Annotated in this window: 18 protein-coding genes; 4 read left to right on the top strand and 14 right to left on the bottom strand. The window is 74.7% G+C overall.

Going from position 1 to position 24,736, the window contains the following annotated elements:
• Positions 1-300: 300 nt before the first annotated feature.
• On the bottom strand, positions 301-993 hold the full coding sequence (locus ACIQUR_RS05230; RefSeq protein ID WP_399939369.1) for an iron dependent repressor, metal binding and dimerization domain protein: 693 nt from the start codon (positions 991-993) through the stop codon (positions 301-303).
• A gap of 187 nt (positions 994-1,180) precedes the next feature.
• On the opposite strand from ACIQUR_RS05230, the gene ACIQUR_RS05225 reads away from it, so the two are divergent.
• Positions 1,181-1,936 (top strand): SIS domain-containing protein, encoded by a 756-nt coding sequence (locus tag ACIQUR_RS05225; protein WP_403658540.1) that lies wholly within the window; start codon positions 1,181-1,183, stop codon positions 1,934-1,936.
• 24 nt (positions 1,937-1,960) lie between these two features.
• Here ACIQUR_RS05225 and ACIQUR_RS05220 read toward each other — a convergent pair whose 3' ends face one another.
• Together ACIQUR_RS05220 and pdxH are read right to left on the bottom strand one after the other, a co-directional pair.
• Positions 1,961-3,232, bottom strand: coding sequence for a PAS domain-containing protein (locus ACIQUR_RS05220; RefSeq protein ID WP_403658537.1), 1,272 nt, complete (start codon positions 3,230-3,232; stop codon positions 1,961-1,963).
• A 363-nt stretch (positions 3,233-3,595) separates the two neighbouring features.
• Positions 3,596-4,219 carry a pyridoxamine 5'-phosphate oxidase gene (pdxH, locus tag ACIQUR_RS05215; protein ID WP_403659811.1) on the bottom strand — a complete coding sequence of 208 codons (624 nt, stop codon included), beginning with the start codon at positions 4,217-4,219 and terminating at the stop codon, positions 3,596-3,598.
• A 401-nt stretch (positions 4,220-4,620) separates the two neighbouring features.
• Between pdxH and ACIQUR_RS05210 the strand changes: the two genes are divergently transcribed.
• Positions 4,621-5,727 carry a citrate synthase 2 gene (locus tag ACIQUR_RS05210; RefSeq protein ID WP_403658534.1) on the top strand — a complete coding sequence of 369 codons (1,107 nt, stop codon included), beginning with the start codon at positions 4,621-4,623 and terminating at the stop codon, positions 5,725-5,727.
• 60 nt (positions 5,728-5,787) lie between these two features.
• Here the strand turns inward: ACIQUR_RS05210 and ACIQUR_RS05205 are convergent, their stop codons facing one another.
• The 8 genes from ACIQUR_RS05205 to ACIQUR_RS05170 all read right to left on the bottom strand — a co-directional run bounded on the left by ACIQUR_RS05205 (position 5,788) and on the right by ACIQUR_RS05170 (position 15,548).
• Complete coding sequence (locus ACIQUR_RS05205; RefSeq protein WP_403658531.1) at positions 5,788-6,408, bottom strand: TetR/AcrR family transcriptional regulator; 621 nt, start codon at positions 6,406-6,408, stop codon at positions 5,788-5,790.
• Complete coding sequence (locus ACIQUR_RS05200; protein WP_403658528.1) at positions 6,396-7,187, bottom strand: enoyl-CoA hydratase family protein; 792 nt, start codon at positions 7,185-7,187, stop codon at positions 6,396-6,398. The genes ACIQUR_RS05205 and ACIQUR_RS05200 overlap by 13 nt, the downstream gene beginning before the upstream one ends.
• 112 nt (positions 7,188-7,299) lie before the next feature.
• Complete coding sequence (locus ACIQUR_RS05195; protein ID WP_403658525.1) at positions 7,300-8,484, bottom strand: acyl-CoA dehydrogenase family protein; 1,185 nt, start codon at positions 8,482-8,484, stop codon at positions 7,300-7,302.
• Positions 8,481-10,460, bottom strand: a complete 1,980-nt coding sequence (locus ACIQUR_RS05190; protein WP_403658522.1) for a biotin carboxylase N-terminal domain-containing protein — start codon at positions 10,458-10,460, stop codon at positions 8,481-8,483. The genes ACIQUR_RS05195 and ACIQUR_RS05190 overlap by 4 nt, the downstream gene beginning before the upstream one ends.
• Before the next feature lie 8 nt (positions 10,461-10,468).
• On the bottom strand, positions 10,469-12,067 hold the full coding sequence (locus ACIQUR_RS05185; protein ID WP_403658519.1) for an acyl-CoA carboxylase subunit beta: 1,599 nt from the start codon (positions 12,065-12,067) through the stop codon (positions 10,469-10,471).
• 85 nt (positions 12,068-12,152) lie between these two features.
• Complete coding sequence (locus ACIQUR_RS05180) at positions 12,153-14,036, bottom strand: acyclic terpene utilization AtuA family protein (protein ID WP_403659808.1); 1,884 nt, start codon at positions 14,034-14,036, stop codon at positions 12,153-12,155.
• A gap of 67 nt (positions 14,037-14,103) precedes the next feature.
• Entirely contained in the window at positions 14,104-14,919 is an 816-nt protein-coding gene (locus ACIQUR_RS05175) for a TIGR03084 family metal-binding protein (RefSeq protein WP_403658516.1), read from the bottom strand.
• A 149-nt stretch (positions 14,920-15,068) separates the two neighbouring features.
• A complete protein-coding gene (locus tag ACIQUR_RS05170) occupies positions 15,069-15,548 on the bottom strand; it encodes a hypothetical protein (protein ID WP_403658513.1) in 480 nt (159 codons plus the stop codon).
• Between the two features lie 231 nt (positions 15,549-15,779).
• Between ACIQUR_RS05170 and ACIQUR_RS05165 the strand changes: the two genes are divergently transcribed.
• Positions 15,780-17,432, top strand: a complete 1,653-nt coding sequence (locus ACIQUR_RS05165) for a CocE/NonD family hydrolase (RefSeq protein ID WP_403658510.1) — start codon at positions 15,780-15,782, stop codon at positions 17,430-17,432.
• Between the two features lie 78 nt (positions 17,433-17,510).
• Here ACIQUR_RS05165 and ACIQUR_RS05160 read toward each other — a convergent pair whose 3' ends face one another.
• The 3 genes from ACIQUR_RS05160 to ACIQUR_RS05150 all read right to left on the bottom strand — a co-directional run bounded on the left by ACIQUR_RS05160 (position 17,511) and on the right by ACIQUR_RS05150 (position 23,380).
• Positions 17,511-18,467, bottom strand: a complete 957-nt coding sequence (locus ACIQUR_RS05160; RefSeq protein ID WP_403658508.1) for an EamA family transporter — start codon at positions 18,465-18,467, stop codon at positions 17,511-17,513.
• 80 nt (positions 18,468-18,547) lie between these two features.
• Positions 18,548-20,596: a serine/threonine-protein kinase gene (locus ACIQUR_RS05155; RefSeq protein ID WP_403658505.1), complete on the bottom strand. Its 2,049-nt coding sequence runs from the start codon at positions 20,594-20,596 to the stop codon at positions 18,548-18,550.
• A gap of 39 nt (positions 20,597-20,635) precedes the next feature.
• A complete protein-coding gene (locus ACIQUR_RS05150; RefSeq protein ID WP_403658502.1) occupies positions 20,636-23,380 on the bottom strand; it encodes an FAD-binding and (Fe-S)-binding domain-containing protein in 2,745 nt (914 codons plus the stop codon).
• 85 nt (positions 23,381-23,465) lie between these two features.
• Between ACIQUR_RS05150 and serC the strand changes: the two genes are divergently transcribed.
• Positions 23,466-24,584: a phosphoserine transaminase gene (serC, locus tag ACIQUR_RS05145; RefSeq protein ID WP_403658499.1), complete on the top strand. Its 1,119-nt coding sequence runs from the start codon at positions 23,466-23,468 to the stop codon at positions 24,582-24,584.
• Positions 24,585-24,736: the final 152 nt, after the last annotated feature.

Genomic DNA, 24,736 nt, shown 5'->3' with positions numbered 1-24,736 from the left:
CGCTTCCATTCCGAGGGATTAGCCGGAATTCGACACGGGGGAGCCGGGGCCTCCCGGCGGTGGCCGGGGGCGGGTGGGGTCAGCGGGGCCTGAGAGGTCGTCCGGTGGCCCCGGAGGAATGGCGGGCTCGGTCAGCCCGGAGAGTGGGCCGGATGGGCCCCGGAGGGCCGCGCGGCCCGGGTGGGCCGGATGGCCCGGGGCGCGTACGCCCGGGTGGTCCTGGGGCGGCCCGGCGCGCACCGGGGTGCGGGCAGGACACGGCACGGGTTCCGCACCCGGGACCGGGGGTGCCGCCGCGGGCTACCGCTTGGCGACGAAGACGTGCGACGCGGTGTCGTCGTCCAGCTCGGCGGCCTCGCCGCCGCTGCCGACCAGCACACCGCCGGGCGACTCGGTCACACTCACCACGGCACCGGGCTGCACACCCGCACGCCGCAGCGTGTACATCAGCTGGGCGTCGGTCTGGATCGGCTCGCCGATCCGGCGGACGACCACCGTCTTGCCGTCCGGGCCCGGCTGCAGCTCGCCCAGGCTGACCATGCCCTCGTCGAGGAAGGGGTCCGCCTCGGCCTTCTCGCCCAGCTCCTCCAGCCCGGGGATCGGGTTGCCGTACGGCGACTCGGTCGGGTGGCGCAGCAGCTCCAGCACGCGCCGCTCCACCGCCTCGCTCATCACGTGCTCCCAGCGGCAGGCCTCGGCGTGCACCTGCTCCCACTCCAGGCCGATCACGTCGACCAGCAGACACTCCGCCAGCCGGTGCTTGCGCATGACGCGGGTCGCCAGGCGGCGGCCCTCCTCGGTCAGCTCCAGGTGCCGGTCGCTGGCGACGGCCACCAGGCCGTCACGCTCCATGCGCGCGACCGTCTGGCTGACCGTGGGACCGCTCTGGTCCAGCCGTTCGGCGATGCGGGCGCGCATGGGGACCACACCTTCCTCTTCCAGCTCGAGAATGGTGCGGAGATACATCTCCGTGGTATCGATCAGTCCGGACATCCGTGCCCCTCAATATCGTGCGCTGGCCCTGTCCCCAATTCTGACGCATCACGCCGACAACCGTCCCGTGCCTGAGCGCGCGACCTCCCGCCGACACGGCCGACCGGCTATTGACAGGCCACTGGTCCAGACCGCACGGTGATCCGCGGACACGGACGCACCCCGACTTCTGGAAGGGCCCTCGGCGATGAGCGAGAGCAAGCTGGCCGGTCAGTTCTTCGACGCCGCGATCGGTCTCCTACAGCGGGTCCGCGACGAGGAGTCCGCGCACATCGCCGCCGCCGGGGAGCTGATCGCGGACGCCGTGGCCTCGGGCAACCGCCTCTTCGCCTTCGGCGCCGGACACTCCTCGCTGCCCGCGCAGGACGTCGTCTACCGGGCCGGCGGCCTCGCCCTGATGAACTTCCTCGCCGTCCCCGGCACCGCCGGCGTCGACGTCATGCCGGCCACCCTCGGCAGCGCCCTGGAGCGGGTGGACGGCCTGGCGAGCGCGGTGCTCGACTCCAGCCCGGCCGCCTCGGGCGACGTACTCGTGATCATCTCCCTGTCCGGGCGCAACGCGCTGCCCGTCGAGATGGCGATGAACGCGCGCGCCCTGGGCCTCAAGGTCATCGGCGTGACGTCCGTGGCCTACGCGACCGAGACCAGGTCCCGGCACGTGTCCGGCGGCTTCCTCAAGGACCACTGCGACATCGTCCTCGACAGCAAGATCGCGGTGGGCGACGCGGAGCTGACCCTGGACGGCATCGACGCGCCCTTCGCGCCCGCGTCCACCGTCGTCACCAGCGCGATCATGCAGTCGGTGATGGCCGCCGCGGCCGGCTCGCTGGCCGAGCGGGGCATCGAACCGCCGCTCCTGCGCTCCGGCAACGTCGACGGCGGCCACGAATGGAACGGCCGCGTGATGACGGAGTACGGCGACCGCATCTTCTTCCGCCACTGAGCGGCCCGCCCCCGGGGACAGGGCCTAGTCCGCCGTGACGCCCGCCAGGGAGAGGTCGGCGGCCACCCTGGCGGCGATCTCCTCCGCGTAGACCGCGTCCGGGCGTTCGAACGGGGGGCGTGAGGGGGCGCGCAGGAAGGTGAGCACGCCCAGGGTCCGGCCGCGGCTGCGGAGCACCGTGCACAGGCCGTGCGCGACGCCGTCGGGCCAGCCGGACGGCAGCCGCGCCGGGGCGCTGACCCGCACCGAGCCGACCCGGTCCAGCGCCTGGAACGCCGGGTGCCCCGCCTCGTACCTGGCCGGCAGGCCGCCGGTGGAGGTCAGCCCCGGCGGCGAGGTGGCCGAGCGCACCAGCCGGTCCCCCACGGTCAGGTCGACGAGCGCGTGGTCGGCGAACCCGGCCAGCGAGAAGTCCAGCCGCACCGCCACCGCCTCGGCCGGGTCCTCGCACTCGGCGGCGGCCCGCGCGGCCCGGTGCAGCTGGTTGGCCCGGAACCGCAGCTGCGCGGTGTCCAGCTCGGTCTGGCGGGCCTCGGTGATGTCCTGGAACAGCCAGGCCACGCCCAGCGGCACCGGCTCCTCCCCCAGCGGCGAGGCGAGCCGCAGGAAGCCGGAGCGCCAGCAGCGGCGGCGTACGCCCTCGGGCGTCTTCACGGACACCCACAGCTCCGCCGGCGGGGGCGGCGCGCCCTCGGCCAGCACGTGCTGGATGGCGCCCTCCAGCTCCTCCACGCCCTGGGTCAGCAGCTCCCCCAGCGGCCGGCCGAGCAGCACCGTCCGCCCGGCCCCGAAGGCGCGGGCCGCGTGCGCGTTGACCACGGCGGGCCGCAGGTCCACGTCGACCAGGACCACGCCCCACGAGGCGTCGTCCAGCAGCGCCTCGCTCAGTGCGATGGACCGCTCCAGGTCGATCTGGGTGTGCACCTCGCTGAAGGCGCAGTAGACCCCGGCGGGCCTGCCGTCCGCGCCGGGCACGCGGGCCGACTGGGTGCGTACGAGGACCCGGCCGCCGTCCTTGGTGACCAGGGCGAACTCGTGCACCTGGCGGCCCGGCGCGTCCTGCGCGGACATCAGCCGGCGCTGCACGTCCTCGGCGTCCGCCGCTCTGGCGGCCCACCCGGCGAAGCCATGCCGGCCGACCGCCTCCGCGGCCGTCCACCCCAGGATCCGCTCTGCCTCGCGGTTCCAGTGGGTGATCACACCGTCGGCGTCGAACGCGCACAGTGCGGCGTCCATGCCGTCCAGTAGCGCGGCGAGCAGATCGTCGGCGGTCTCACTACGTCCGGAAGCACTCACCTGGCACCCCCTGCAGGTGTTCGCGTGTGCGGCACGTCAGATCATTCAACTCCAACGTGACGCAGCCCACACGGGGTTCTCGGAAAAGAGCCGGGTCTATTAATCGGTTGCGGCGGTTCCGAGGGGCTCCTAGCGTGTGGGGCACACGAGAAGGGAGGTGGTTCCGGAAATGTATGGCAACCGGACGCGTGAGGTGACTGCGGGCTAGCGCCCGTCGTCGCACGCACCCAGTGTGCTCGCCGGCGTCATGGCGTCGGCCAATCCCAAGCAGTCACCCGACCCGCGGGCTCGCCGGTACGTCCGGCCGGCTTCTCTTACTGCAGAAGAGAACCCGAGCCCGCGGGTCGCCTGCTGTTCCAGGCCCTACGGCTGGAGCCGCTCCACCCGCCAGCCCTCGCCGTCGCGCACGTAGCGGAGGCGGTCGTGGAGGCGGTTCTCGTGGCCCTGCCAGAACTCCACCGCCTCCGGTACGACGCGGAAGCCGCCCCACTCCGTCGGTACGGGGACCTGCTCGCCCTCCGGGTAGCGCGCGGTCAGCTCCGCGTAGCGCGCGTCCAGGTCCGCCCGCGAGGCGATCACGGTGGACTGCTCGCTCGCCCACGCGCCCAGCTGGGAACCGTGCGGCCGGGACCGGAAGTAGGCGGCCGTCTCGTCGCGGCCGACCCGGGCCGCCGTGCCGGTCACCACGACCTGCCGGGCGATGGGGTGCCAGGGGAAGAGCAGCGCGACGTGCGGGTTCTCCGCCAGCTCCCGGCCCTTGCGGGAGCCGTAGTTCGTGTAGAAGACGAAGCCCCTGGAGTCGAACTGCTTGAGCAGCACCGTGCGCGAGCTCGGCCTGCCGTCCGCCGTGGCGGTCGAGACGACCATCGCGTTCGGTTCGAAGACGTGCGCGTCGGCGGCCTGCTGGAACCAGCGGGCGAACTGCTCCATCGGGTCCGCGGCGAGATCGGCCTCGAAGACGATCTCGGAGCGGTACTGCTTGCGCATGACAGCGGGATCAAGGTCCTGGTTCGGCACACCGCCATCCTGCCCCAGGGACGGCCCCCGCCGGCCCCGGGGTTCGGCCGCTCGCGGCGGCGCCCCCGGCCGGTGTGCCGCACGTCACGCTTCCGCGCGCCTGGCGCAACGTACAAAATCTTGAGGCTGGGCCGCCTCCTGCGGCCGATTCGCGCGGTGGGCCTCCGCCCCGGAATCCCGTCCCGGTGTTCGGCATCGGCCGCACGGGGCATGACGGGGTTGACCACCCGCACCGCGCAGCGTGCGGAAGCGTACAAAGGTGTACGCACCCGCCAGATCCTTACGCCTGTTCACAGCCGGACCGCACAGCCGGCCCGTAGGCAGCCGTTCTGGTCACAGCCGTTCGCCGCACTACCTTGAGGAGCCGCCTGATGTCCGACTTCGTACCCGGACTCGAAGGGGTCGTCGCGTTCGAGACGGAGATCGCCGAGCCCGACAAGGAAGGCGGCTCGCTGCGCTACCGCGGTGTCGACATCGAAGACCTGGTGGGCCACGTCTCCTTCGGGAACGTGTGGGGCCTGCTGGTCGACGGTGCGTTCAACCCCGGTCTGCCCGCCGCCGAGCCCTTCCCGATCCCGGTGCACTCCGGTGACATCCGTGTGGACGTCCAGTCCGCACTCGCCATGCTCGCCCCCGTCTGGGGCCTGAAACCGCTGCTGGACATCGACGAGCAGACCGCGCGGGACGACCTCGCCCGGGCCGCCGTGATGGCCCTGTCGTACGTCGCCCAGTCGGCCCGCGGCCAGGGCCTGCCGATGGTCCCGCAGCGGGAGATCGACAAGGCCGACTCCGTCGTCGAGCGGTTCATGATCCGCTGGCGCGGCGAGCCCGACCCGAAGCACGTCAAGGCCGTCGACGCCTACTGGACCTCCGCCGCCGAGCACGGCATGAACGCCTCGACGTTCACCGCCCGGGTGATCGCCTCCACCGGCGCCGACGTCGCCGCGGCCCTGTCGGGTGCCGTGGGCGCCATGTCCGGTCCGCTGCACGGCGGCGCGCCCTCGCGCGTGCTGGGCATGATCGAGGAGATCGAGCGCACCGGCGACGCCGTGGCGTACGTGAAGAAGGCCCTGGACAAGGGCGAGCGCCTGATGGGCTTCGGCCACCGCGTCTACCGCGCCGAGGACCCGCGCGCCCGCGTGCTGCGGCGTACGGCCAAGGAGCTGGACGCGCCGCGCTACGAGGTGGCCGCCGCCCTGGAGAAGGCCGCGCTGGAGGAGCTGCACGCCCGCCGCCCCGACCGCGTGCTGGCCACGAACGTGGAGTTCTGGGCCGCGATCATGCTGGACTTCGCGGAGGTCCCGGCGCACATGTTCACGTCGATGTTCACGTGCGCGCGCACCGCCGGCTGGTCGGCGCACATCCTGGAGCAGAAGCGCACCGGCCGGCTGGTCCGGCCGTCGGCCCGGTACGTGGGCCCCGGCCCGCGCGACCCGCGCCAGATCGAGGGCTTCGGGGACATCGCCTCGACCGCCTGACCGGTCTCGGTTCCGTTCGGCGCGCCGCATCCCGTCCCGGGGTGCGGCGCGCCGTCGCGTTCAGGGGCGGGTGGCGGGTACGAGGGCCAGGTCGACCAGCGCGGACCACTGGGCGACGACCCGGGCGCGCCGGGCGGCGTCGTCGGTGAGGACGTTGGCCAGGCCCAGGCCGCGGGCCATGTCGAGCAGGCCCTGCACGGTCTCCCGGACGCCCGGGACCGACTCGTCGGCGCCCAGCAGCTCGGCGGCTATCCGGTGGGTCTCGCGGCCCACCCTGGCCTCCAGCTCGGTGACCCGGGGCCGCAGCTGCTCCTCGTTGGAGGCGGCCACCCAGAGCTGGAGCGCGGCCCGGAAGAGGGTGCCGGTGTACAGATCGACCAGGGCGGCGACCACGGCGGGCCGGGCGGCGGGCCCGTCGGCGAAGAGGCCGCGCAGGGCTGCGGAGCGCTCCTCGGCGACGTACTCGACGGCGGCGGTGAAGAGGTCCTCGCGGGTGGGGAAGTGGTGCTGGGCGGCGCCCCGGGAGACACCGGCCCGCTCGGCGACGACGGCGACGGTGGAGCCGGCCCAGCCGTGTTCGGCGAGGCAGGCCACGGCGGCCTCCAGGAGGCGCCGGCGGGTGGCGCGGCTGCGGTCCTGCTTCGGGGTGCGGTCGGGGACCGGGGCGGTCACGACACCCATGACGGGCTCCGGCGCTCGAAGCGGGCGGTGATGCCCTCGCGGGCCTCGTCGGAGGCGAAGAGGGCCGCGGACAGTGCGGTCAGCCGGGCGGCGTCCCGGTCGAAGGCGGCTCGTACCTCGGCGGTGACCAGCTTCTTCGTCTCGGCCAGGCCCTGCGGGGAGGCCTTGCGCAGGCCGTCGAGGACGGGAGCCAGGGCCAGGTCGACGGGGTCGAGGTGATCGAGGGAGTCCTCGGGCTCGTCGGGCTTCTCGGCGGGGGCGGCGTCGGCCGACAGGGTCAGCAGGCCGATGCGGGCCGCCTCGACGGGGCCGAAGGCCTCCGCGGTGAGGAAGTACCGGGCGGCCGCCCGGGGGTCGAGGCGGCACAGCAGCGGGACCGAGATGACGGCCGGGGCCAGGCCCAGGTGGGTCTCGGTGAAGGCGAAGGTGGCGCCCGGACCGGCGGCGGCGATGTCGCAGGAGCCGAGCAGGCCGAGGCCGCCGGCCCTGACGTGCCCGGTGACCCGGGCGACGACGGGCTTGGGCAGCTCCACGACCTCCCGCATCAGCGCCACGAAGTCCTCGGGGTCGCACGGCGACTTCAGGTCGGCGCCCGCGCAGAAGGTGTTCCCGGTGTGGGTGAGGACCACCGCCCGGACCGCCGGGTCCTGGCCGGCGACGGCGAACGCGGCGCGGAGTTCGGCGACGAGGGCCGCGGAGAGCGCGTTGCGGTTGGCCGGCGAGTCGAGCGTGAGCGTCGTGACGCCGCTCGCTTGCGCGGCGCTGACCAGGGGGTCCATGCCGGTGTCCTCCGGAGATGTGCGGGTGGCGACGGGATCCTGCCGGGGAGCGTACGCGGGCTCCCGGACCCGCGCCCGGGCGGGCGGGGGTCCGGGCGGCCCGGGGTGCGGCTCAGTAGGACTTCGGGAGGCCCAGGGTCTGGTGCGAGACGAAGTTCAGGATCATCTCGCGGCTGACCGGGGCGATCCGGGCCACCCGGGAGGCGGTGATGAGCGAGGCCAGCCCGTACTCGCGGGTCAGGCCGTTGCCGCCCAGGGTGTGCACGGACTGGTCCACGGCCTTCACGCAGGCCTCGGCGGCCGCGTACTTGGCCATGTTGGCGGCCTCGCCGGCGCCCATGTCGTCGCCCGCGTCGTAGAGGTGGGCGGCCTTCTGCATCATCAGCCGGGCCAGCTCCAGGTCGATGTGCGCCTGGGCGAGGGGGTGGGCGAGGGCCTGGTGCGCGCCGATGGGCTGCTTCCAGACCTGGCGGGTCTTCGCGTAGTCGACGGCCTTGGCGAGGGCGTGGCGGCCCATGCCGATGGCGAAGGCCGCCGTCATGATGCGCTCGGGGTTGAGCCCGGCGAAGAGCTGGAGGAGGCCGGCGTCCTCCTCGCCGACCAGGGAGTCGCCGGGCAGCCGCACCTCGTCCAGGACCAGCTCGAACTGCTTCTCCGCGGCGTGCAGTTCCATGTCGATGGGCGAGCGGCCGAAGCCGGGGGTGTCCCGGGGGACGATGAACAGGCAGGGCTTGAGCTGCCCGGTGCGGGCGTCCTCGGTGCGGCCGACGATCAGCGTGGCGTCGGCGATGTCGACCCCGGAGATGAAGACCTTGCGGCCGGTGAGGATCCAGTCGGTGCCGTCCCGGCGGGCCGTGGTCGTGATGCGGTGGGAGTTGGAGCCGGCGTCGGGTTCGGTGATGCCGAAGGCCATGGTGCGGCTGCCGTCGGCGAGACCGGGCAGCCAGGCGCGCTTCTGCTCCTCGGTGCCGAAGCGGGCGATGACCGTGCCGCAGATGGCCGGCGAGACCACCATCATCAGCAGGGGACAGCCGGCGGCGCCCAGCTCCTCCAGGACGATGGAGAGTTCGGCGATGCCGCCGCCCCCGCCGCCGTACTCCTCGGGGAGGTTCACGCCGAGGTAGCCGAGCTTGGCGGCCTCGGCCCACAGCTCGTCGGGGTGGCCGCCCTCGGCGGCCACCTTGGCGAGGTACTCGCGGCCGTAGCGCCGGCCGAGGGCGGCGACGGCGGCGCGCAGCGCCTTGTGCTCTTCGGTTTCGAGGACGGTGCCGGTCGGGGTTCCGGGGGCGGTGCTCATGACTGCGTTTCCTCCAGGACTACGGCGAGTAGGGCGCCCACCTCGACCTGGTGGCCGGGGGTGGCGTGGAGCGCGGTGAGCGTGCCGGAGGCGGGGGCGACGATGCGGTGTTCCATCTTCATGGCCTCCAGCCAGAGCAGTGGCTGGCCGGCGGTGACGGCGGTGCCGGGGGCCAGGCCCTCGGCGACGCGGACGACGGTGCCGGGCATGGGGGCGAGCAGGGATCCGGGGTCGGTGCGGTCCTCGGGGTCGGCGAAGCGGGGCAGGGCGGTGAGGGTGTGCGAGCCGAGCGCCGAGTCGACGTACACGGCCCCGGTGTTCGAATTGTGTTTCACGTGGAACATCCGCTGCACGCCGCCGACTTCGAGGGTGACCAGGTCCGGGGTGACCCCGACGACCCGGACGTCCTGGTGGCCCTCGGCGGGCTCGGGGCCGGTACGGGTGTGCCGGTAGCGGATCTCGTGTTCGGTGCCGGACGGCTCGGCGCGGTAGCGGCGGAGCTGCGGCCCGGAGGGTACGTTGCGCCAGCCGCCGAGCCGGGCGGCGACGCCCGCGCCGGGGGCGGGCAGGGCTTGGGCGAGGGCGGCCGCCAGGGCCGGGAGCCCGGCGTCGGGGGTGCCCTCGGTGAGGGCGGGGAGGTGGCGGTCGTAGAAGCCGGTGTCCAGACGGGCGGCCTGGAACTCCGGGTGGCGCAGGGACCGGACGAGGAGGTCCCGGTTGGTGGTCAGGCCGTGGATGCGGGCCCGCTCCAGGGCGCCGGCGAGGACCCGTACGGCCTCGTCGCGGGTGGGGGCGTGGGCGATGACCTTGGCCAGCATCGGGTCGTAGTGGATGCCGACCGGGTCGCCCGCGGCGTAGCCGGCGTCGACCCGGACCCCGCCGGGCAGGTCGAGGGTGTCCAGCGTGCCGGTCTGCGGGCGCCAGCCGCGGGCCGGGTCCTCGGCGTAGAGGCGGGCCTCGACGGCGTGGCCGGAGGGCTCGGGCGGGGTCAGGGGCAGCGCGTGGCCCTCGGCGATCCGGAGCTGGAGGGCGACGAGGTCGATGCCGTGGACGGCCTCGGTCACGGGGTGCTCCACCTGGAGGCGGGTGTTCATCTCCAGGAAGTACGGGCGGCCGTCGGCGGTGACGAGGAACTCCACGGTGCCGGCGCCCTGGTAGGAGACGGCGCGGGCGGCGGCGACGGCCGCCTCGTGGAGCGCGGTGCGCAGGCCGGCCGGGAGGCCGGGGGCCGGGGCCTCCTCGACGACCTTCTGGTGGCGGCGCTGGAGGGAGCAGTCCCGGGTGCCGAGGGCCCAGACCGTGCCGTGGGCGTCGGCGAGCACCTGGACCTCGACGTGCCGGCCGCGTTCGACGTAGGGCTCGGCGAAGACCTCGCCGTCGCCGAAGGCGGCGGTGGCCTCGGCGGAGGCGGCGGCCAGTTCCTCCTTCAGGGCGTCGAGGTCGCGTACCACCCGCATGCCGCGGCCGCCGCCGCCCGCGGCGGCCTTGAGGAGGAGGGGCAGGTCCGCGGCGGTGGCGGCGGCCGGGTCGACCGGTTCCAGGAGGGGGACCCCGGCGGCCCGCATCAGTTCCTTGGCGCGGGTCTTGGAGGCCATGGCCTCGATGGCCGCGGGCGGCGGGCCGATCCAGCGCAGGCCGGCGTCCTGGACGGCGCGGGCGAAGTCGGCGTTCTCGGAGAGGAACCCGTACCCGGGGTGGACGGCGTCGGCGCCCGCCGCGACGGCGGCCTTGATGACCAGGTCGCCGCGCAGGTACGTGTCGGCGGGCGCGGCTCCGGGCAGCCGGACGGCCGCGTCGGCCTCCCTGACGTGCAGGGAGCCGGCGTCGGGGTCGGCGTACACGGCGACGGTGGTGAGGCCGAGGGCGCGGGCGGTGCGGAAGACGCGGGCGGCGATCTCGCCGCGGTTGGCGACCAGGAGGGAGGTGAGGGGGGTGACGGGGGTCGCGGGGGCGGGGGTGTGGGGTGTCGTGGTCATCTGCGGGCTCACATCCGGAAGACGCCGAAGCCGCCGCGGGCGCCCTCGACGGGGGCGTTGTGGAGGGCGGACAGGCACAGGCCGAGGACGGTGCGGGTGTCGCGCGGGTCGATGACGCCGTCGTCGTAGATCCGCCCGGACAGGAAGAACGGCAGGGACTCCGCCTCGATCTGCTGCTCGACGAGGGCGCGCAGCCCGGCGTCGGCCTCGTCGTCGTAGGGCTGTCCCTTGGCGGCGGCGGAGGCGCGGGCCACGATCGAGAGCACCCCGGCCAGCTGCTGGGGGCCCATCACCGCGGACTTGGCGCTGGGCCAGGCGAAGAGGAACCGGGGGTCGTAGGCGCGGCCGCACATGCCGTAGTGGCCGGCGCCGTAGGAGGCGCCCAGCAGGACGGAGAGGTGCGGGACGCGGGAGTTGGAGACCGCGTTGATCATCATGGCGCCGTGCTTGATGATGCCGCCCTGCTCGTACTCCTTGCCGACCATGTAGCCGGTGGTGTTGTGGAGGAAGAGGAGGGGGATGTCGCGCTGGTTGGCGAGCTGGATGAACTGCGCGGCCTTCTGCGACTCCTGGCTGAACAGCACGCCGTGGGCGTTGGCGAGGATGCCGACGGGGTAGCCGTGGAGTTCGGCCCAGCCGGTGGTGAGGCTGGTGCCGTAGAGGGGCTTGAACTCGTCGAAGTCGGAGCCGTCGACGATGCGGGCGATGACCTCCCGCGGGTCGAAGGGGGTCTTGAGGTCGGCCGGGACGATGCCGAGCAGTTCCTCCGGGTCGTACTTCGGCGGCTCGGCGGGGCCCGGATCGGGGTGCGCCTTGCGGTGGTTGAGGCGGGCGACGATGCGGCGGGCCTGCCGGAGCGCGTCGTGCTCGTCGAGGGCGTAGTGGTCGGCGAGGCCGGAGGTGCGGGCGTGCACGTCGGCTCCGCCGAGGGACTCGTCGTCGCTCTCCTCGCCGGTGGCCATCTTCACGAGCGGCGGGCCACCGAGGAACACCTTGGAGCGGTCCTTGATCATCACGGTGTGGTCGGACATGCCGGGGACGTAGGCGCCGCCGGCGGTGGAGTTGCCGAAGACCACTGCGACGGTGGGGATGCCGGCGGCGGAGAGCCGGGTGAGGTCCCGGAAGATCGCGCCGCCCGGGATGAAGATCTCCTTCTGGGAGGGGAGGTCGGCGCCGCCGGACTCGACGAGGCTGATGCAGGGCAGCCGGTTCTGGAGGGCGATCTCGTTGGCGCGGAGCGCCTTCTTGAGGGTCCAGGGATTGCTGGCGCCGCCGCGGACGGTGGGGTCGTTGGCGGTGATCAGGCATTCGGTGCCCTCGACGACGCCGATGCCGGTGACCATGGAGGCGCCGACGGGGTAGTCGCTGCCCCAGGCCGCGAGGGGGGACAGCTCCAGGAAGGGCGTGTCCGGGTCCAGCAGGAGTTCGATGCGCTCGCGGGCGAGCAGCTTGCCGCGCCTGCGGTGCCGCTCGGTGTACTTCGGGCCGCCGCCGGCCAGCGCCTTGGCGTGCTCTGCGTCGAGGTCGGCGAGTTTGGCGAGCATCGCGGTGCGGTTGTCCGCGTAGGCGGGGTCGCGGGGGTCCAGGGCGGTGCGGAGCCGGGTCACTGCGTGGCCTCCGGGGGTGGTGTGCCGTCGGGTTCGCGGGGTGGGGTGCGTTGGCTGCGGCGCGCGGCTGCTGCGGGTGTCGTCCCTACGGGGACGGTTGCTGGGGGGCGGGGTGGTGCGGGGCGAGGTGGTGCGGGACCGGGTGCTGTGGGGCCGGGTGCGGGGCGCGGTGCTGCGGGGCGAGGTGGTGCGGTACGTCGACGTGCCGGGCGCGGAGCCATTCGCCGAGGGCCTTCGCCTGCGGGTCGAAGCGGTGCTGGGCTGCTGCGCCGTCGCCGAGGAGGCCGGTGATGACGAAGTTCAGGGCGCGGAGGTTGGGGAGTTCGTGCCGGGTGACGTGGAGCGGGGCCGTCTCCGGGAGGAGCTCCTTGAGGCGGGGGACGGTGAGGGTGGCGCGGAGCCACTCGTATGCGGGTTGCGTTTCCGTCCAGAGGCCGAGGTTGGCGTCGCCGCCCTTGTCGCCGCTGCGGGCTCCGGCGATGCGGCCCAGGGGGATGCGGACGGTTTCGGTGCCGGTTCCCGTGCCGTTGCCCGTGCCGGGGGCCGGGGCTTCCGGGTGCGGGGCCGTGCCGGGGGCCGCTGCTTCCGGGTGCCTGTCGGGGGCGGGTGCGGGGCTGAGCCCTGCGGGGCTGTCCCCTACCCGCCCTTCCTCCGTTCCCCGGGGCTCCGTCCCGGACCCTCCCCCAGCTACCGCTGGGGGGACCCCCACCTCCTCGAACGCCGGAGGGGCTGGACATGCCTGCGGCCCGGGATGCGCCTGCGGGGGTGGGGGGATCGGGACGGCCGTGCCGTCCGGGAGGATCGCCGTGTGGGGTGGGGTGGTGGACGGGACCAGGGGGGACGCGAAGGTGCCGTAGGGGGTGGGGGCGGCGGGTGGGGTCGTCACGTGGAAGCCGGGATAGCTGGCGAGGGCCAGTTCGATGGCCTGCGCCGTCAGGGGGCGGCCCACCTTGGCCGGGTCCGGGTCCTTCACCGTCAGGCGCAGCAGCGCGCTCGCCGTCTCCTGGGTGGCCGCGTCCTCGTGGTCCGTGCGGGCCAGGGTCCACTCCGCCGATGCGATGCCGGCCAGGGCGTCCGCCAGCTGGGCCTTCAGCAGGGCCGCCTTGGCCTCGACGTCCAGGCCGGTCAGCACGAAGACGACCTCGTTGCGCCAGCCGCCGATGCGGGTCAGGCCCAGTTTCAGGGTGCCGGGGGCGGGTTCGCCCCGGATGCCGGACACCAGGACCCGGTCCGGGCCCTGTTGCGTGAGCCGCACCGTGTCGAGGCGGGCCACCACGTCGGGGCCCAGGTACCGGGCGCCCTGGGTCTCGTACAGCAACTGGGCGGTGACCGTGCCGGTGTTCACCACGCCGCCGGTGCCGGGGTGCTTGGTGATGACCGCGCTGCCGTCCCGGGCGACCTCCGCCAGCGGGAAGCCCGGCCGCCGTACGTCGTGCCCGGTGAAGAACGCGTAGTTGCCGCCGGTCGCCTGCGTGCCGCACTCCAGCACGTGCCCGGCCACCACCGCCCCCGCCAGCGCGTCGAAGTCGTCCCGCGCCCAGTCGAAGAACCACGCCGCCGGCCCGCTGACCAGCGCCGCGTCCGTGACCCGCCCGGTGACGACCACGTCCGCGCCGGCCCGGAGGCACTCGGTGATCCCCCAGCCGCCGAGGTACGCGTTGGCGGTCAGGGCGTCCTCGTACGGCATCAGGTCGTCGCCCTCGACGTGCGCCACCGACACCGGTACGCCCAGCCGGGCGGCGAGCTGGCGGATGGCGTCGGCCAGTCCGGCGGGGTTCAGGCCGCCCGCGTTGGTCACCAGCCGGACGCCCCGGTCGACGGCCACCCCGAGGCTCCCCTCCAGCTGCCTCAGGTACGTCTTCGCGTATCCCAGTGCCGGGTCCTTGAGCCGGTCGCGGCCGAGGATCAGCATCGTCAGCTCGGCGAGGTAGTCGCCGGTCAGCACGTCCAGCGGGCCGCCGTCCAGCATCTCCGCCACCGCGTCGAAGCGGTCGCCGTAGAAGCCCGAGGCGTTGCCGATGCGCAGGATCCGGTCGTCAGGCACCGCGCCGCTCCCGGCCCTCGCCCGCGGGGCCCGCGAAGGCCTGGGCGATGTCCAGCCAGCGGTCCGCCTCCGCGCCCGAGGCCGTGACGGCGAGGTCCGCCCGGTGCGCCCGCCGGGTCACCAGCAGGCAGAAGTCCAGCGCCGGTCCGGTGACCCGCTGCTCCGCCTCCGGCGGCCCGTACGCCCACAGTTCCGTGCCGTCCGGCGAGGTCAGCTCCACCCGGAACTCCCCCTCGGGCGCGGGCAGTCCGCGTACCGCGTGGGCGTAGTCGCGGGCCCGCACCCCGATCCGGGCCACGTGCCGCAGCCGCGCGGTCGGGACGCGTACGGCGCCCAGCGCGTCCGCCACGTCCTGGCCGTGGGCCCAGGTCTCCATGAGGCGGGCACTGGCCATGGAGACGGCCTTCATCGGGGGCCCGTACCAGGGGAAGCGCTCCCCCGCGGGCGCCTTCGTCAGGGCCGCGTCCAGCTCCGCGCGCCCCGCCCGCCAGCGGGCCAGCAGTTCGGCGGGCGGCAGGGCGGCACCGGCCTCGGCGCCCTCGTCGACGAAGGTGTCGGGCCTGCCCAGGGCCTCCGCGGCCTGGCGTGCGAAGCCCTCGGCGTCGGTGAGGGCGAGGAGGGCGGCCCGGTCGGTCCACTCCAGGTGCGCGATCTGGTGGGCGACCGTCCAGCCGGGCGCCGGCGTGGGTCTGGCCCAGTCGCCGGCCTCCAACGCGCCGACGAGCTGGTCGAGTTCCTCCCCTTCGGCGCGCAGATCGGCGATCACCAAGGACGACGGATCGGGTACCGGGGACGACGGATCGGGCACGGCGGACTCCCCCACGCGGACGGCGACACGACGGTGTGCCCCGAAGCGTGGCAGCGGGCCGAGAAACAATCAAGCGTGCTTGCATTATTTTTCGGCCCGTGTTCCCGGGGAGCGGCCGCCGCCCCAACTTCCGTGCGGGGGTGGCGAAGTCAGCCCGTGAGGCCCTCCGGCAGCGAGTCGGCCAGGTAGGCCGCCACGTCCTGCTCGCCGGACAGCACGTGCCGCACCCACGCGTTCCGCTCGTGGCCGATCGGCGGGAGCTCCCACACGCACCCGATCAGCGAGCGGTCCAGCCGGACGAAGTGCGTGCTGTCCCGGTCCGGGCAGCCGAGCACCGGCTGGCCCGCCGCGCCGCCCGCGAAGTGCAGGACGTTGTCCCACACCCAGCTGTAGACGTTGAGGTACGCGCCGTCGTCCCCTCCCCTGTGGAGGACGACGAAGCTCACGGGCGGCGTGCCGTCCGTGAGTTCCGGCAAGGTCGCGAGCAGCTCGGGCAGGAAGGCGTACGCGGCCTTCTCGACCTCGGGCTCGATGCCGGCCGGGTCGGCGGTGACGTGGTACCGCTTCACCAGGCGGCCCTCGACCTCGACCGGCCCGGGGACGCTGAGGTGCTTCTCCTGGAATGCCATGCGGGGACCGTAGGGGCGCTTCCCTGACACCTTCCGTCAGGGGATCCGGCGTCGGTCCGGGGGTCCGGGGCGCCCGCGTGGCGCGTCGGCCGACACGCCCGGCCGGAGGACCCTGTTCCGGCCAGATCCGTAAAACTGCCGACACTTCCGGGCGCGGGTCCGCCCATACTGAGCCCGCTCCGCACACGGAGCGATCACGCCGTTGCTCACCGTAGAGGAATGGACCGCGACATGACCTCCGAAGCAGCACAGCAGCCGATCCCGCTCTACCCCCAGCTCGACGAGGCCGCGTTACGCGCCTTCGTGGCCGCCCTCCAGAGCGGCGACACCTCCGGGCTCGCGCCCGCCCGGGCCGCCGAGGTCGACCAGGCCCGCTCGCTGCTCACGTTCGCCCCGGTCGAGGTGCAGGGCGCGGCGGACCCCGCCACCGGCGAGCCCACCCGGCTCGACGCCGGGCTCTGGCGGCACACCGGCCCCGAGCCGCGGGCGGTCGTCGTGATGCCCTCGCCGTGGACGGACCTCGGCTGGCTCTCGTACGCCGTCCAGGCCACGGCCTTCGCGGCCAAGGGGTACAACGTCCTGGCCTACACCGCCCGCGGCTTCGGGCGCTCCGGGGGCGAGGTCGACGTGGCGGGCCCGCTCGACGTCCAGGACGGCACCCTGGCCCTGGACTTCCTGATCGAGCGCACGCCGTCCGGGGTCACGGCGGCCGGCTTCCTCGGCGACAGCTACGGGTCGGGCATCAGCCAGCTGGTCGCGGCGCACGACACCCGGGTCGACGCGGTCGTCGCGATGAGCACCTGGGGCGACCTCGGGGAGGCCTTCTACGAGAACACCACCCGGCACGTCGCCGCGGTGACCGCCCTGCTGAACGCCGCGCGGAACGCCCGGCTGAGCCGGGAGACGGCGGCCGTCTTCGCCGACGTGCTGAACAACCGGAACATCGAGGCGACGCTGGCCTGGGCCGCCCGGCGCTCGCCCCTCACGTACGTGGACGAGCTGCGCGAGCGCGGGATGCCCGTCTACTTCGCGCACGCCTGGCACGAGACGCTGTTCCCGGTGAACCAGACGCTGCGGATGTTCGAGGCGCTGACCGGCCCCAAGCGCCTCGACCTGTCCATCGGCGACCACTCCTGTCCGGAGATGAGCGGGATCATCGGGCTGCCGAACCGGATCTGGTCGAACGCCCACCGCTGGCTCGACCAGCACCTCAGGGGCGAGGACACCGGCATCGGCGCGGAGGGCCAGATCCTCAGCCAGGTGATGTGGAACAAGACGCTGGAGGACCGCCCCACCTGGACGGCCGTCACCACGCGCCGCCAGCGGGTGTACCTCACCGGCGGGGCGGCGGGCGGCTCGCTGGCCGACAAGCCCGAGACCGGCTGGACCATCGAGGCGCTGACCGGCATCGACACCCCCGCCACCGTGGCCGACGCGATCATCACCACCGGGTACGACGAGCTGGCCGGCCGCCCGAAGACCTACCCCGCCGACGGGATCAGCCGCGACGTGGCGGCCGTCTGGACGGGCGCGCCGCAGGACGCGGTGCTGCGGCTGCGCGGGATCCCGCGGCTGCGGCTGAGCTGCGCGGCGGCGACGCCGCGGGCGACGTTCGTCGCGTACCTGCTCGACGTGGCGCCGGACGGGACCGGGCACATCGTGACGCACGCGCCCTTCACCCGGCTGCAGGGCGACCCGGAGAGCCCGTACACCGCGGAGGTGGAGCTCCAGGCCACGGCGTACGACGTGCCGGCGGGGCACCGGCTGATGCTGGTGGCGGACACGGTCGACCCCTTCTACGGGGGCGTGAACCTGCCCCGCGGGACGCTGCGGTTCGGCTCCTCGGACGAGGACCCGGCCTTCCTGGAGCTGCCGCTCGGCTGAGCCGTACGCGGTGCCGCTCGGGTGAGCCCTGCGCGATGCCGCTCGGCTGAGCCGTACGCAGGCCGTCGCCGGCCGGGGTCAGGCCTCGGCCGTCGGCGGCAGGCGCTTCGCCTGCGAGCGCACCGCGCCCATGCTGGCCGCGATGACCAGGGCGATGGCGAGCGCGTCGGTGAGCGAGAGGCCCTGGCCCAGGACGAGGAAGCCCGCCGTGGCCGCGATGGCCGGCTCCAGGCTCATCAGCACGGCGAAGGTGGGCGCGGGCAGCCGCCGCAGGGCGAGCAGCTCCAGCGTGTACGGAAGGACCGAGGACAGCAGCGCGACGCCGAGGCCCAGCGCCAGCGTGCTCGGCACCACCAGCTTGGACCCGGCTTCGGCGATGCCCAGCGGCAGGCTGATCACGGCGGCGAAGGCCATCGCCAGGGCCAGCCCGTCGGCCTGCGGGAAGCGGCGGCCGGTCCGGGCGCTGAAGACGATGTACGCCGCCCACATCGCGCCCGCGCCGAGGGCGAAGGCGGCACCCAGCGGATCGAGCGAGCCCATCCCGGAGCCGCCGACCCCGCCGAGCAGGGCCACGCCGCAGAGCGCGAGCCCGGCCCAGAGCAGGCTGGACAGCCGCCGCGAGGCGAAGACCGACAGCACCAGCGGGCCCAGCACCTCCAGCGTGACGGCGGGTCCGAGGGGGATGCGCTCGACGGCCTGGTAGAAGAGGCCGTTCATGCCCGCCATGGCCACGCCGAAGGCCAGCACGGTGGTCCAGTCGGCGCGCGAGTAGCCGCGGATCCGCGGCCGGCACACCAGCAGCAGCACGACGGCCGCCGCGACCAGCCGCAGCGAGACGACGCCCGCCGCGCCCGCGCGGGGCATCAGGGTGACCGCGAGCGCCGCGCCGAACTGCACCGAGATGCCGGCGGAGATCACCAGCGCGACCGGGCCGAGGCGGCCGGGGCCGCGGTCCCGGAGACGCTCGGCGACCGTCGTCCCGGAGGTGACGGGGACGGCGGCGGGCGCGGGGGCGGGCGCGGCGGAACGGGTCATTCCACCATGCTAAGCCCGCCGTAAGGAGCGTGGCTCCAGGTTTTCCCTTACACGGCCGGGCGCCCCCGCCTCCCCGCGACTCAGCCCGCTTCCGGCTCCAGGGCGCCGCGCCAGACCGTCACGTCGACCTTGGAGTGCCGGCTCGGGTCGTCCTGACCGGACATCCCGCGGTACGTGACCAGCGCGATGTTGCCGGACTTGGTGCGCAGGCAGATCTGGTCGCCCCGCGACAGGGTCTCCGCCAGGATCCGGTTGGTGAAGCGGGTCGCCTTGCGGCAGGTGTCGAGCGAGCCCTTCTCCGCCGAGTCGAGCAGCACCATCTTGGTGACGTACGAGGTGAACTTGCAGCCGTCGGAGCTGCCGCACGAGAAGTTCAGGTCGTCGCTGAACTGCGAGTCGCGGGGCGTGAGCGGGTCGTCCCCGAGCTCGATGTGGTAGCCCGCGGGGAACTCGAAGTTCGCGTACGTGGCGGGCTTCGGGTCCGTGCGCGGCCGGGCGCTCCCGCCGGCGGACGGGTTCCCGCTGCCGCTCGCCGAACCGCCGCCGCTGCTCGCCGCCGCGGTGCCGCCGGTGCGGCGCGCCGCGTCGTCGTCCTTGCCGGCCAGGTTCGCCAGGGCCGCGCAGCCGCCCAGCAGCAGGACCAGGCCGCCGAAGATCGAGCCCAGCACGATGCCGGCCCGCTTGGCGTCGGAACCGCGCGGGGCGGGCGCGGGTACGGGCGCGGGGGCCTGGAGCGGGTAGCCGCCGGTGCCGGGGTACGCGGTCTGGTACGGGTTCACCGGCGGGGGCGTGTGGTGCGCCGGCGGCGGGGGCGTCGGGTACGTGCCGGGGGCGGTCGGCGGCGGCGTCGGGTACGTGCCCGGCGGCGGCGTCGGGTGGGCGCCGGCGACCGGGTGGGCCGGGGCGGTCTGCTGGTGGGCGGGACCCGCATGGGTGGGCTCGGCGTACGGGCCGGACGCGGCCCGGGCGACGGCGGCCGGCGCAGCAGCCGCGGCAGCGGGCGCCGTGGCCGGCATCGGGGGCGGCGTGGCGCCGGACGCACCCGGCGCGCCGGCCGGCACCGGGGGTACGGCCGGGGCCGCGGCGGCCGTCGGCAGAGGACCGGCCGGAGCGGACGCGGGAGCCGGGGGTACGGCCGGAGCCGTCGGCGGAGGCGTCGCCGACGCCTGGGCCGGCACCGTCGGCACGGGACCGCCCACCGGACCGCCCACCGGCCCCGGCACGATCCCCACCCGCGAGGTGATCCCCGCCGCGAGGCCGCCCGGCAGCCAGTCCTCGGGCCGGCGCAGCTGCGTCTGGCCGTCCGCCGCCCGGCACAGCTCCAGCACCTCGGCGAGGGAGGCCCGGTCGGCGGCGTCCTTGGCGAGGCACCGCTCCACCAGCGGCCGCAGCTCCTCCGGCAGACCGGTCAGCCGCGGCTCCTCGTGCACGATGCGGTAGAGGACGCCGTGGGAGGGGCCCTCCCCGTACGCGGGGGCGCCCAGGGCGGCGTACGCGGCGACCTGCCCCAGCGCGAAGATGTCGGTGGCGGGTCCGATGCGGCCCCCGGCGGCCTGCTCGGGCGCCATGAAGGAGGGCGTGCCGATCGCGACCCCGCTCGCGGTCAGGGAGGTGGCGTCGGCGGCCCGCGCGATGCCGAAGTCGATGACGCGCGGCCCGTCGGAGGCCAGCAGCACGTTCGACGGCTTCAGGTCCCGGTGGACGATGCCCGCGCCGTGGATGACCTGGAGCGCCTCCGCGATACCTGCGGCCAGCATCAGCACCGTGCGCGCGGGCAGCGCGCCGTGCTCGGCCACGGCCGCGGCGACCGTGGGCCCGGGGACGTACGCCGTGGCCAGCCAGGGCACCGGGCCGTCCGCGTCCGCGTCGATGACCGGCGCCGTGAAGAGGCCCTGCACCCGCTGCGCGGACTGCACCTCCTGCTTGAACCGCCGCCGGAACTCGGCGTCTTCGGCGAACTCCGGCCGGATCACCTTGATCGCGACCGGCCGTCCGCCGGGCGTGTGCGAGAGGTAGACCTTGCCCATGCCGCCCGAGCCCAGCCGGGCCGCCAGCCGGTATCCGGCCACCATCTGCGGATCGTCCGCCTCAAGCGGCTGGAAGATCCCGTCAGTTGCCGACCCGCTCATCCCTGCGCCCCCTTCACGCCCATGTGTTCAGGCGCCACCCTATTGGTCCCGCGGCACTTCCCCGGCGTCGAGCGCGGAAGCGAGCAACTCGGCCAGGTGCAGCGCGCGCCGGCCCCCGAGCTGGGCCAGCTGCGTACGGCAGGAGTAGCCGTCGGCCAGTACGGCGGCCCGCGCGTCCGCCGCCCGGACGGCGGGCAGCAGCCGCTCCTCCGCACAGGCCACCGACACCCGGTAGCGCCCGGCGCCACGCTCGAAGCCGAAGTTGCCGGCCAGCCCGCAGCAGCCGCCCTCCAGCTCCCCGGTCAGGCCGGCCCGGCCGCGCAGCCGGCGGTCCGCCGCGTCGCCCAGCACCGCGTGCTGGTGGCAGTGGGTCTGGCCGGTGACCGGGCGGTCCAGGCGCGGGGGCGCCCAGTGCGGCGCGTACTCCTCCAGGGCCTCGGCGAAGGTCCGTACGGCCGCGGCCAGCCGGGCCGCCCTGGGGTCGTCGCGCAGCAGCCGCGGCAGGTCACCCCGGAGGGCGGCGGCGCAGCTGGGCTCCAGGACCACCACGGGCCGCCCCGCGTCCAGCACCGGCTCCATCACGTCGAGCGTGCGGCGCAGCACGGCCCGCGCCCGGCCGAGCCGCCCGGTGGAGACGTACGTCAGCCCGCAGCAGACCCGGCCCGGCGGGAGCCCGGCCGGCAGCCCGGCGTCGGCGAGCACCCGTACCGCGGCGTGGCCCGCGCCCGGCGCGAGGTACTCGGTGAACGTGTCGGGCCACAGCACCACCTCGCCCGGGCCCTCCGGCCGCCAGGCCCGCGTGAACGGCACCCGGGCCGGCGCCGGCAGCTCCCGCTCGGGCGTGATCCCGGCCAGCCGCTTGACCAGCGAGGACAGCACCGGCGTCCGGCCGGCCGCACCCACCAGCGGTGCCAGCCGGAGCGCGGCGGCGAGCCGCAGCCAGCCGGGCAGCCCGCCCATCGCGTAGTGGGCGGCCGGCCGGATCCGCCCGGCCCAGTGGCGGTGCAGGAACTCGGCCTTGTACGCGGCCATGTCGACGCCCACCGGACAGTCGCTCAGGCACCCCTTGCAGCCAAGGCAGAGGTCCAGCGCCTCCCGCACCTCCGCCGACCGCCACCCGTCGGTGACCACCTCGCCGGCCAGCATCTCGTGCAGCAGCCGAGCCCGCCCGCGCGTGGAGTGCCGCTCCTCGCCGGTCACCCGGTACGAGGGGCACATCACCCCCGGACCCGGCCCGGGCGTACGGCACTTGGCCACCCCGACGCACCGGCCCACCTCCCGGGCGAACTCCGTGCGCGGCAGCACGGTCAGCCGCAGCCCCTCGTCCAGCGGCTCCGGGCGGACCAGCACCCCCGGGTTCATGCCGCCCTCGGGGTCCCACAGGTCCTTGTACGCGCCGAACAGCCGCACCACCTCGTCCCCGTACATCCGCGGCAGCAGCTCCGCCCGGGCCCGGCCGTCGCCGTGCTCCCCGGACAGCGAGCCGCCGTGCGCCACGACGAGGGCGGCCAGCTCCTCGGAGAAGGCCCGGAAGCGGCGCACGCCCTCGGGAGTGACCAGGTCGAAGTCGATCCGCACGTGGACGCAGCCCTCCCCGAAGTGCCCGTAGGGAACGCCCCGGAGGCCGTGCGCGGCCAGCAGGGCCCGGAACTCCCGCAGGTACGCGCCCAGCCGGGCCGGCGGCACCGCGCAGTCCTCCCAGCCGGGCCAGGCCATCTCCCCGCCCGGCAGCCGGGTGGCCGTACCGGCCGCGTCCTCCCTGATCCGCCACAGCGCCCGCTGCCCGCCCCGGTCGGCCACCACCGCCACGTCCACCGCGTCCGCCGCCCGCACCAGGGCCCGGGCCGCCCCCGCGTCCGGCATCTCCACGAACAGCCAGGCACCCCCGCGCGGCAGACCCGCCGCGCCCCGCACCAGGTCGGCGGCCATCCCCTCCACGGTCAGCGGCCCGAAGGGCAGCAGCCCCGCCGCCGCGTCGGCAGCCGCGCCCTCGTCCGGGTACCCGAGGACGACCAGCACCGGCGCCGCCGGCAGCTCGACCAGCCGCACCACCGCCTCGGTGACCACCCCGAGCGTGCCCTCGCTCCCGCAGAACGCCCGCGCCACCTGCGCGCCCCGCTCGGGCAGCAGCGCGTCCAGCGCGTAGCCGGAGATGCGGCGCGGGAAGTCCGCCGGCATCCCGGTGCGCAGCAGCGCGAGGTTCCCGTCGACCAGCTCGCGCAGCCCGGCCGGCGCGCCGGAGAAACCCCGGGAGAGGCGGTGCCGGCCGCCCCCGTAGGTCAGGACCTCCAGTTCGGCGACGTTGTCCGCGGTGGTCCCCCAGGCCACCGAGTGCGCCCCGCACGCGTTGTTGCCGATCATCCCGCCGAGGGTGCAGCGGGACCAGGTGGACGGGTCGGGGCCGAAGGTCAGCCCGTACGGGGCGGCCGCGGCCCGCAGCGCGCCCAGCACCAGACCGGGCTGGACCACGGCCGTGCGCGCTTCCGGGTCCAGCCGGACCAGGGCGGCCATGTGCCGGGTGAAGTCCAGCACCACACCGGTGCCGACGGCCTGGCCGGCGATGGACGTGCCGCCGCCCCTGGGCACGACCGGCACCCCGGCCTCGCGGCACACCCGCAGCACCTCACGCACGTCCGCCGCGTCGCGCGGGGCCACCACGCCCAGCGGGACCCGCCGGCGGTTGGAGGCGTCCATGGTCACCAGGGCGCGGGCCGAGACCCCGAAGTCCACTTCGCCCCGGACCGTCCCCCGCAGCACCCGTTCCAGTTCCACCGTGTCGGTCACCCGCCCATCCTCCCGCCCTGCACGGCTCGTCTCATCGGGTGGACGCGCCGCCGACGGGAGGGTTCCGACCGGATACGCTCCGCTCGTGGCTGAGATCCAGATTCCCGCTGACATCAAGCCCGCCGACGGACGATTCGGCGCGGGCCCCTCCAAGGTGCGGACGGAAGCGCTGGACGCGCTGGCCGCCACCGGAACCTCCCTGCTCGGTACCTCCCACCGCCAGGCCCCGATCAAGAACCTGGTCGGGTCCGTGCGCGACGGCATCCGGGACCTCTTCTCGCTCCCCGAGGGCTACGAGGTGATCCTGGGCAACGGCGGCTCCACCGCCTTCTGGGACGTCGCGACCCACGGTCTGATCGAGCGGAAGTCCCAGCACCTGACCTTCGGCGAGTTCTCCTCGAAGTTCGCCAAGGCCGCCAAGCTGGCGCCGTGGCTGGACGAGCCGAGCGTGATCTCCTCCGACCCGGGCACGCACCCCGAGCCGGTCGCCGAGGCGGGCGTGGACGTGTACGCGTACACGCACAACGAGACCTCCACGGGTGTCGCCGCGCCGGTCAAGCGCGTCGCGGGCGCCGACGAGGGCGCCCTGGTGCTGGTCGACGCGACCTCCGGCGCGGGCGGCCTGCCGGTCGACATCACCGAGTCGGACGTCTACTACTTCGCCCCGCAGAAGTCCTTCGCCTCGGACGGCGGCCTGTGGCTCGCGGCGTTCTCGCCGGCCGCGCTGGAGCGCGCCGCGCGCGTCCACGCCTCCGGGCGCCACGTCCCCGAGTTCTTCTCGCTGCCGACCGCGATCGACAACTCGCTGAAGAACCAGACGTACAACACCCCGGCGCTGTCCACCCTGTTCCTGCTGGACCAGCAGCTGAAGTGGATCAACGGCCAGGGCGGCCTGGACTTCGCCACGCAGCGCACCGCGGCCAGCGCCCGGACCCTGTACGGCTGGGCCGAGGAGTCGAAGTACGCCACGCCGTTCGTGACGGACGCGGCCAAGCGGTCCGCGGTCATCGGCACGATCGACTTCACGGACGAGATCGACGCCGCCGCGATCGCCAAGGTGCTGCGCGCCAACGGCATCGTGGACACCGAGCCGTACCGCAAGCTCGGCCGCAACCAGCTGCGCATCGCGATGTTCCCGGCGATCGACCCGGCGGACGTCGAGGCGCTGACCAAGTGCATCGACTACGTGATCGAGAAGCTCTGACGGCTTCCCGAACCGTACGGTCCGGAGCCCCCGGTGACGCCCTGTCACCGGGGGCTCCGGTGTTCCCGGAGCACAGCCGCGTCCCGGTCGGGACCTTGGTCCCGAAAATGCCGGCAAAGGCGGCGCAAACAGCGGGTCAGCCCGCACCCCGG

The sequence above is a fragment of the Streptomyces sp. NPDC101132 genome (assembly GCF_044759225.1).
Classification (GTDB): domain Bacteria; phylum Actinomycetota; class Actinomycetes; order Streptomycetales; family Streptomycetaceae; genus Streptomyces.
Note: the sequence above shows the minus strand (reverse complement) of the source record. Positions and strands in the feature narration are given on the sequence as shown.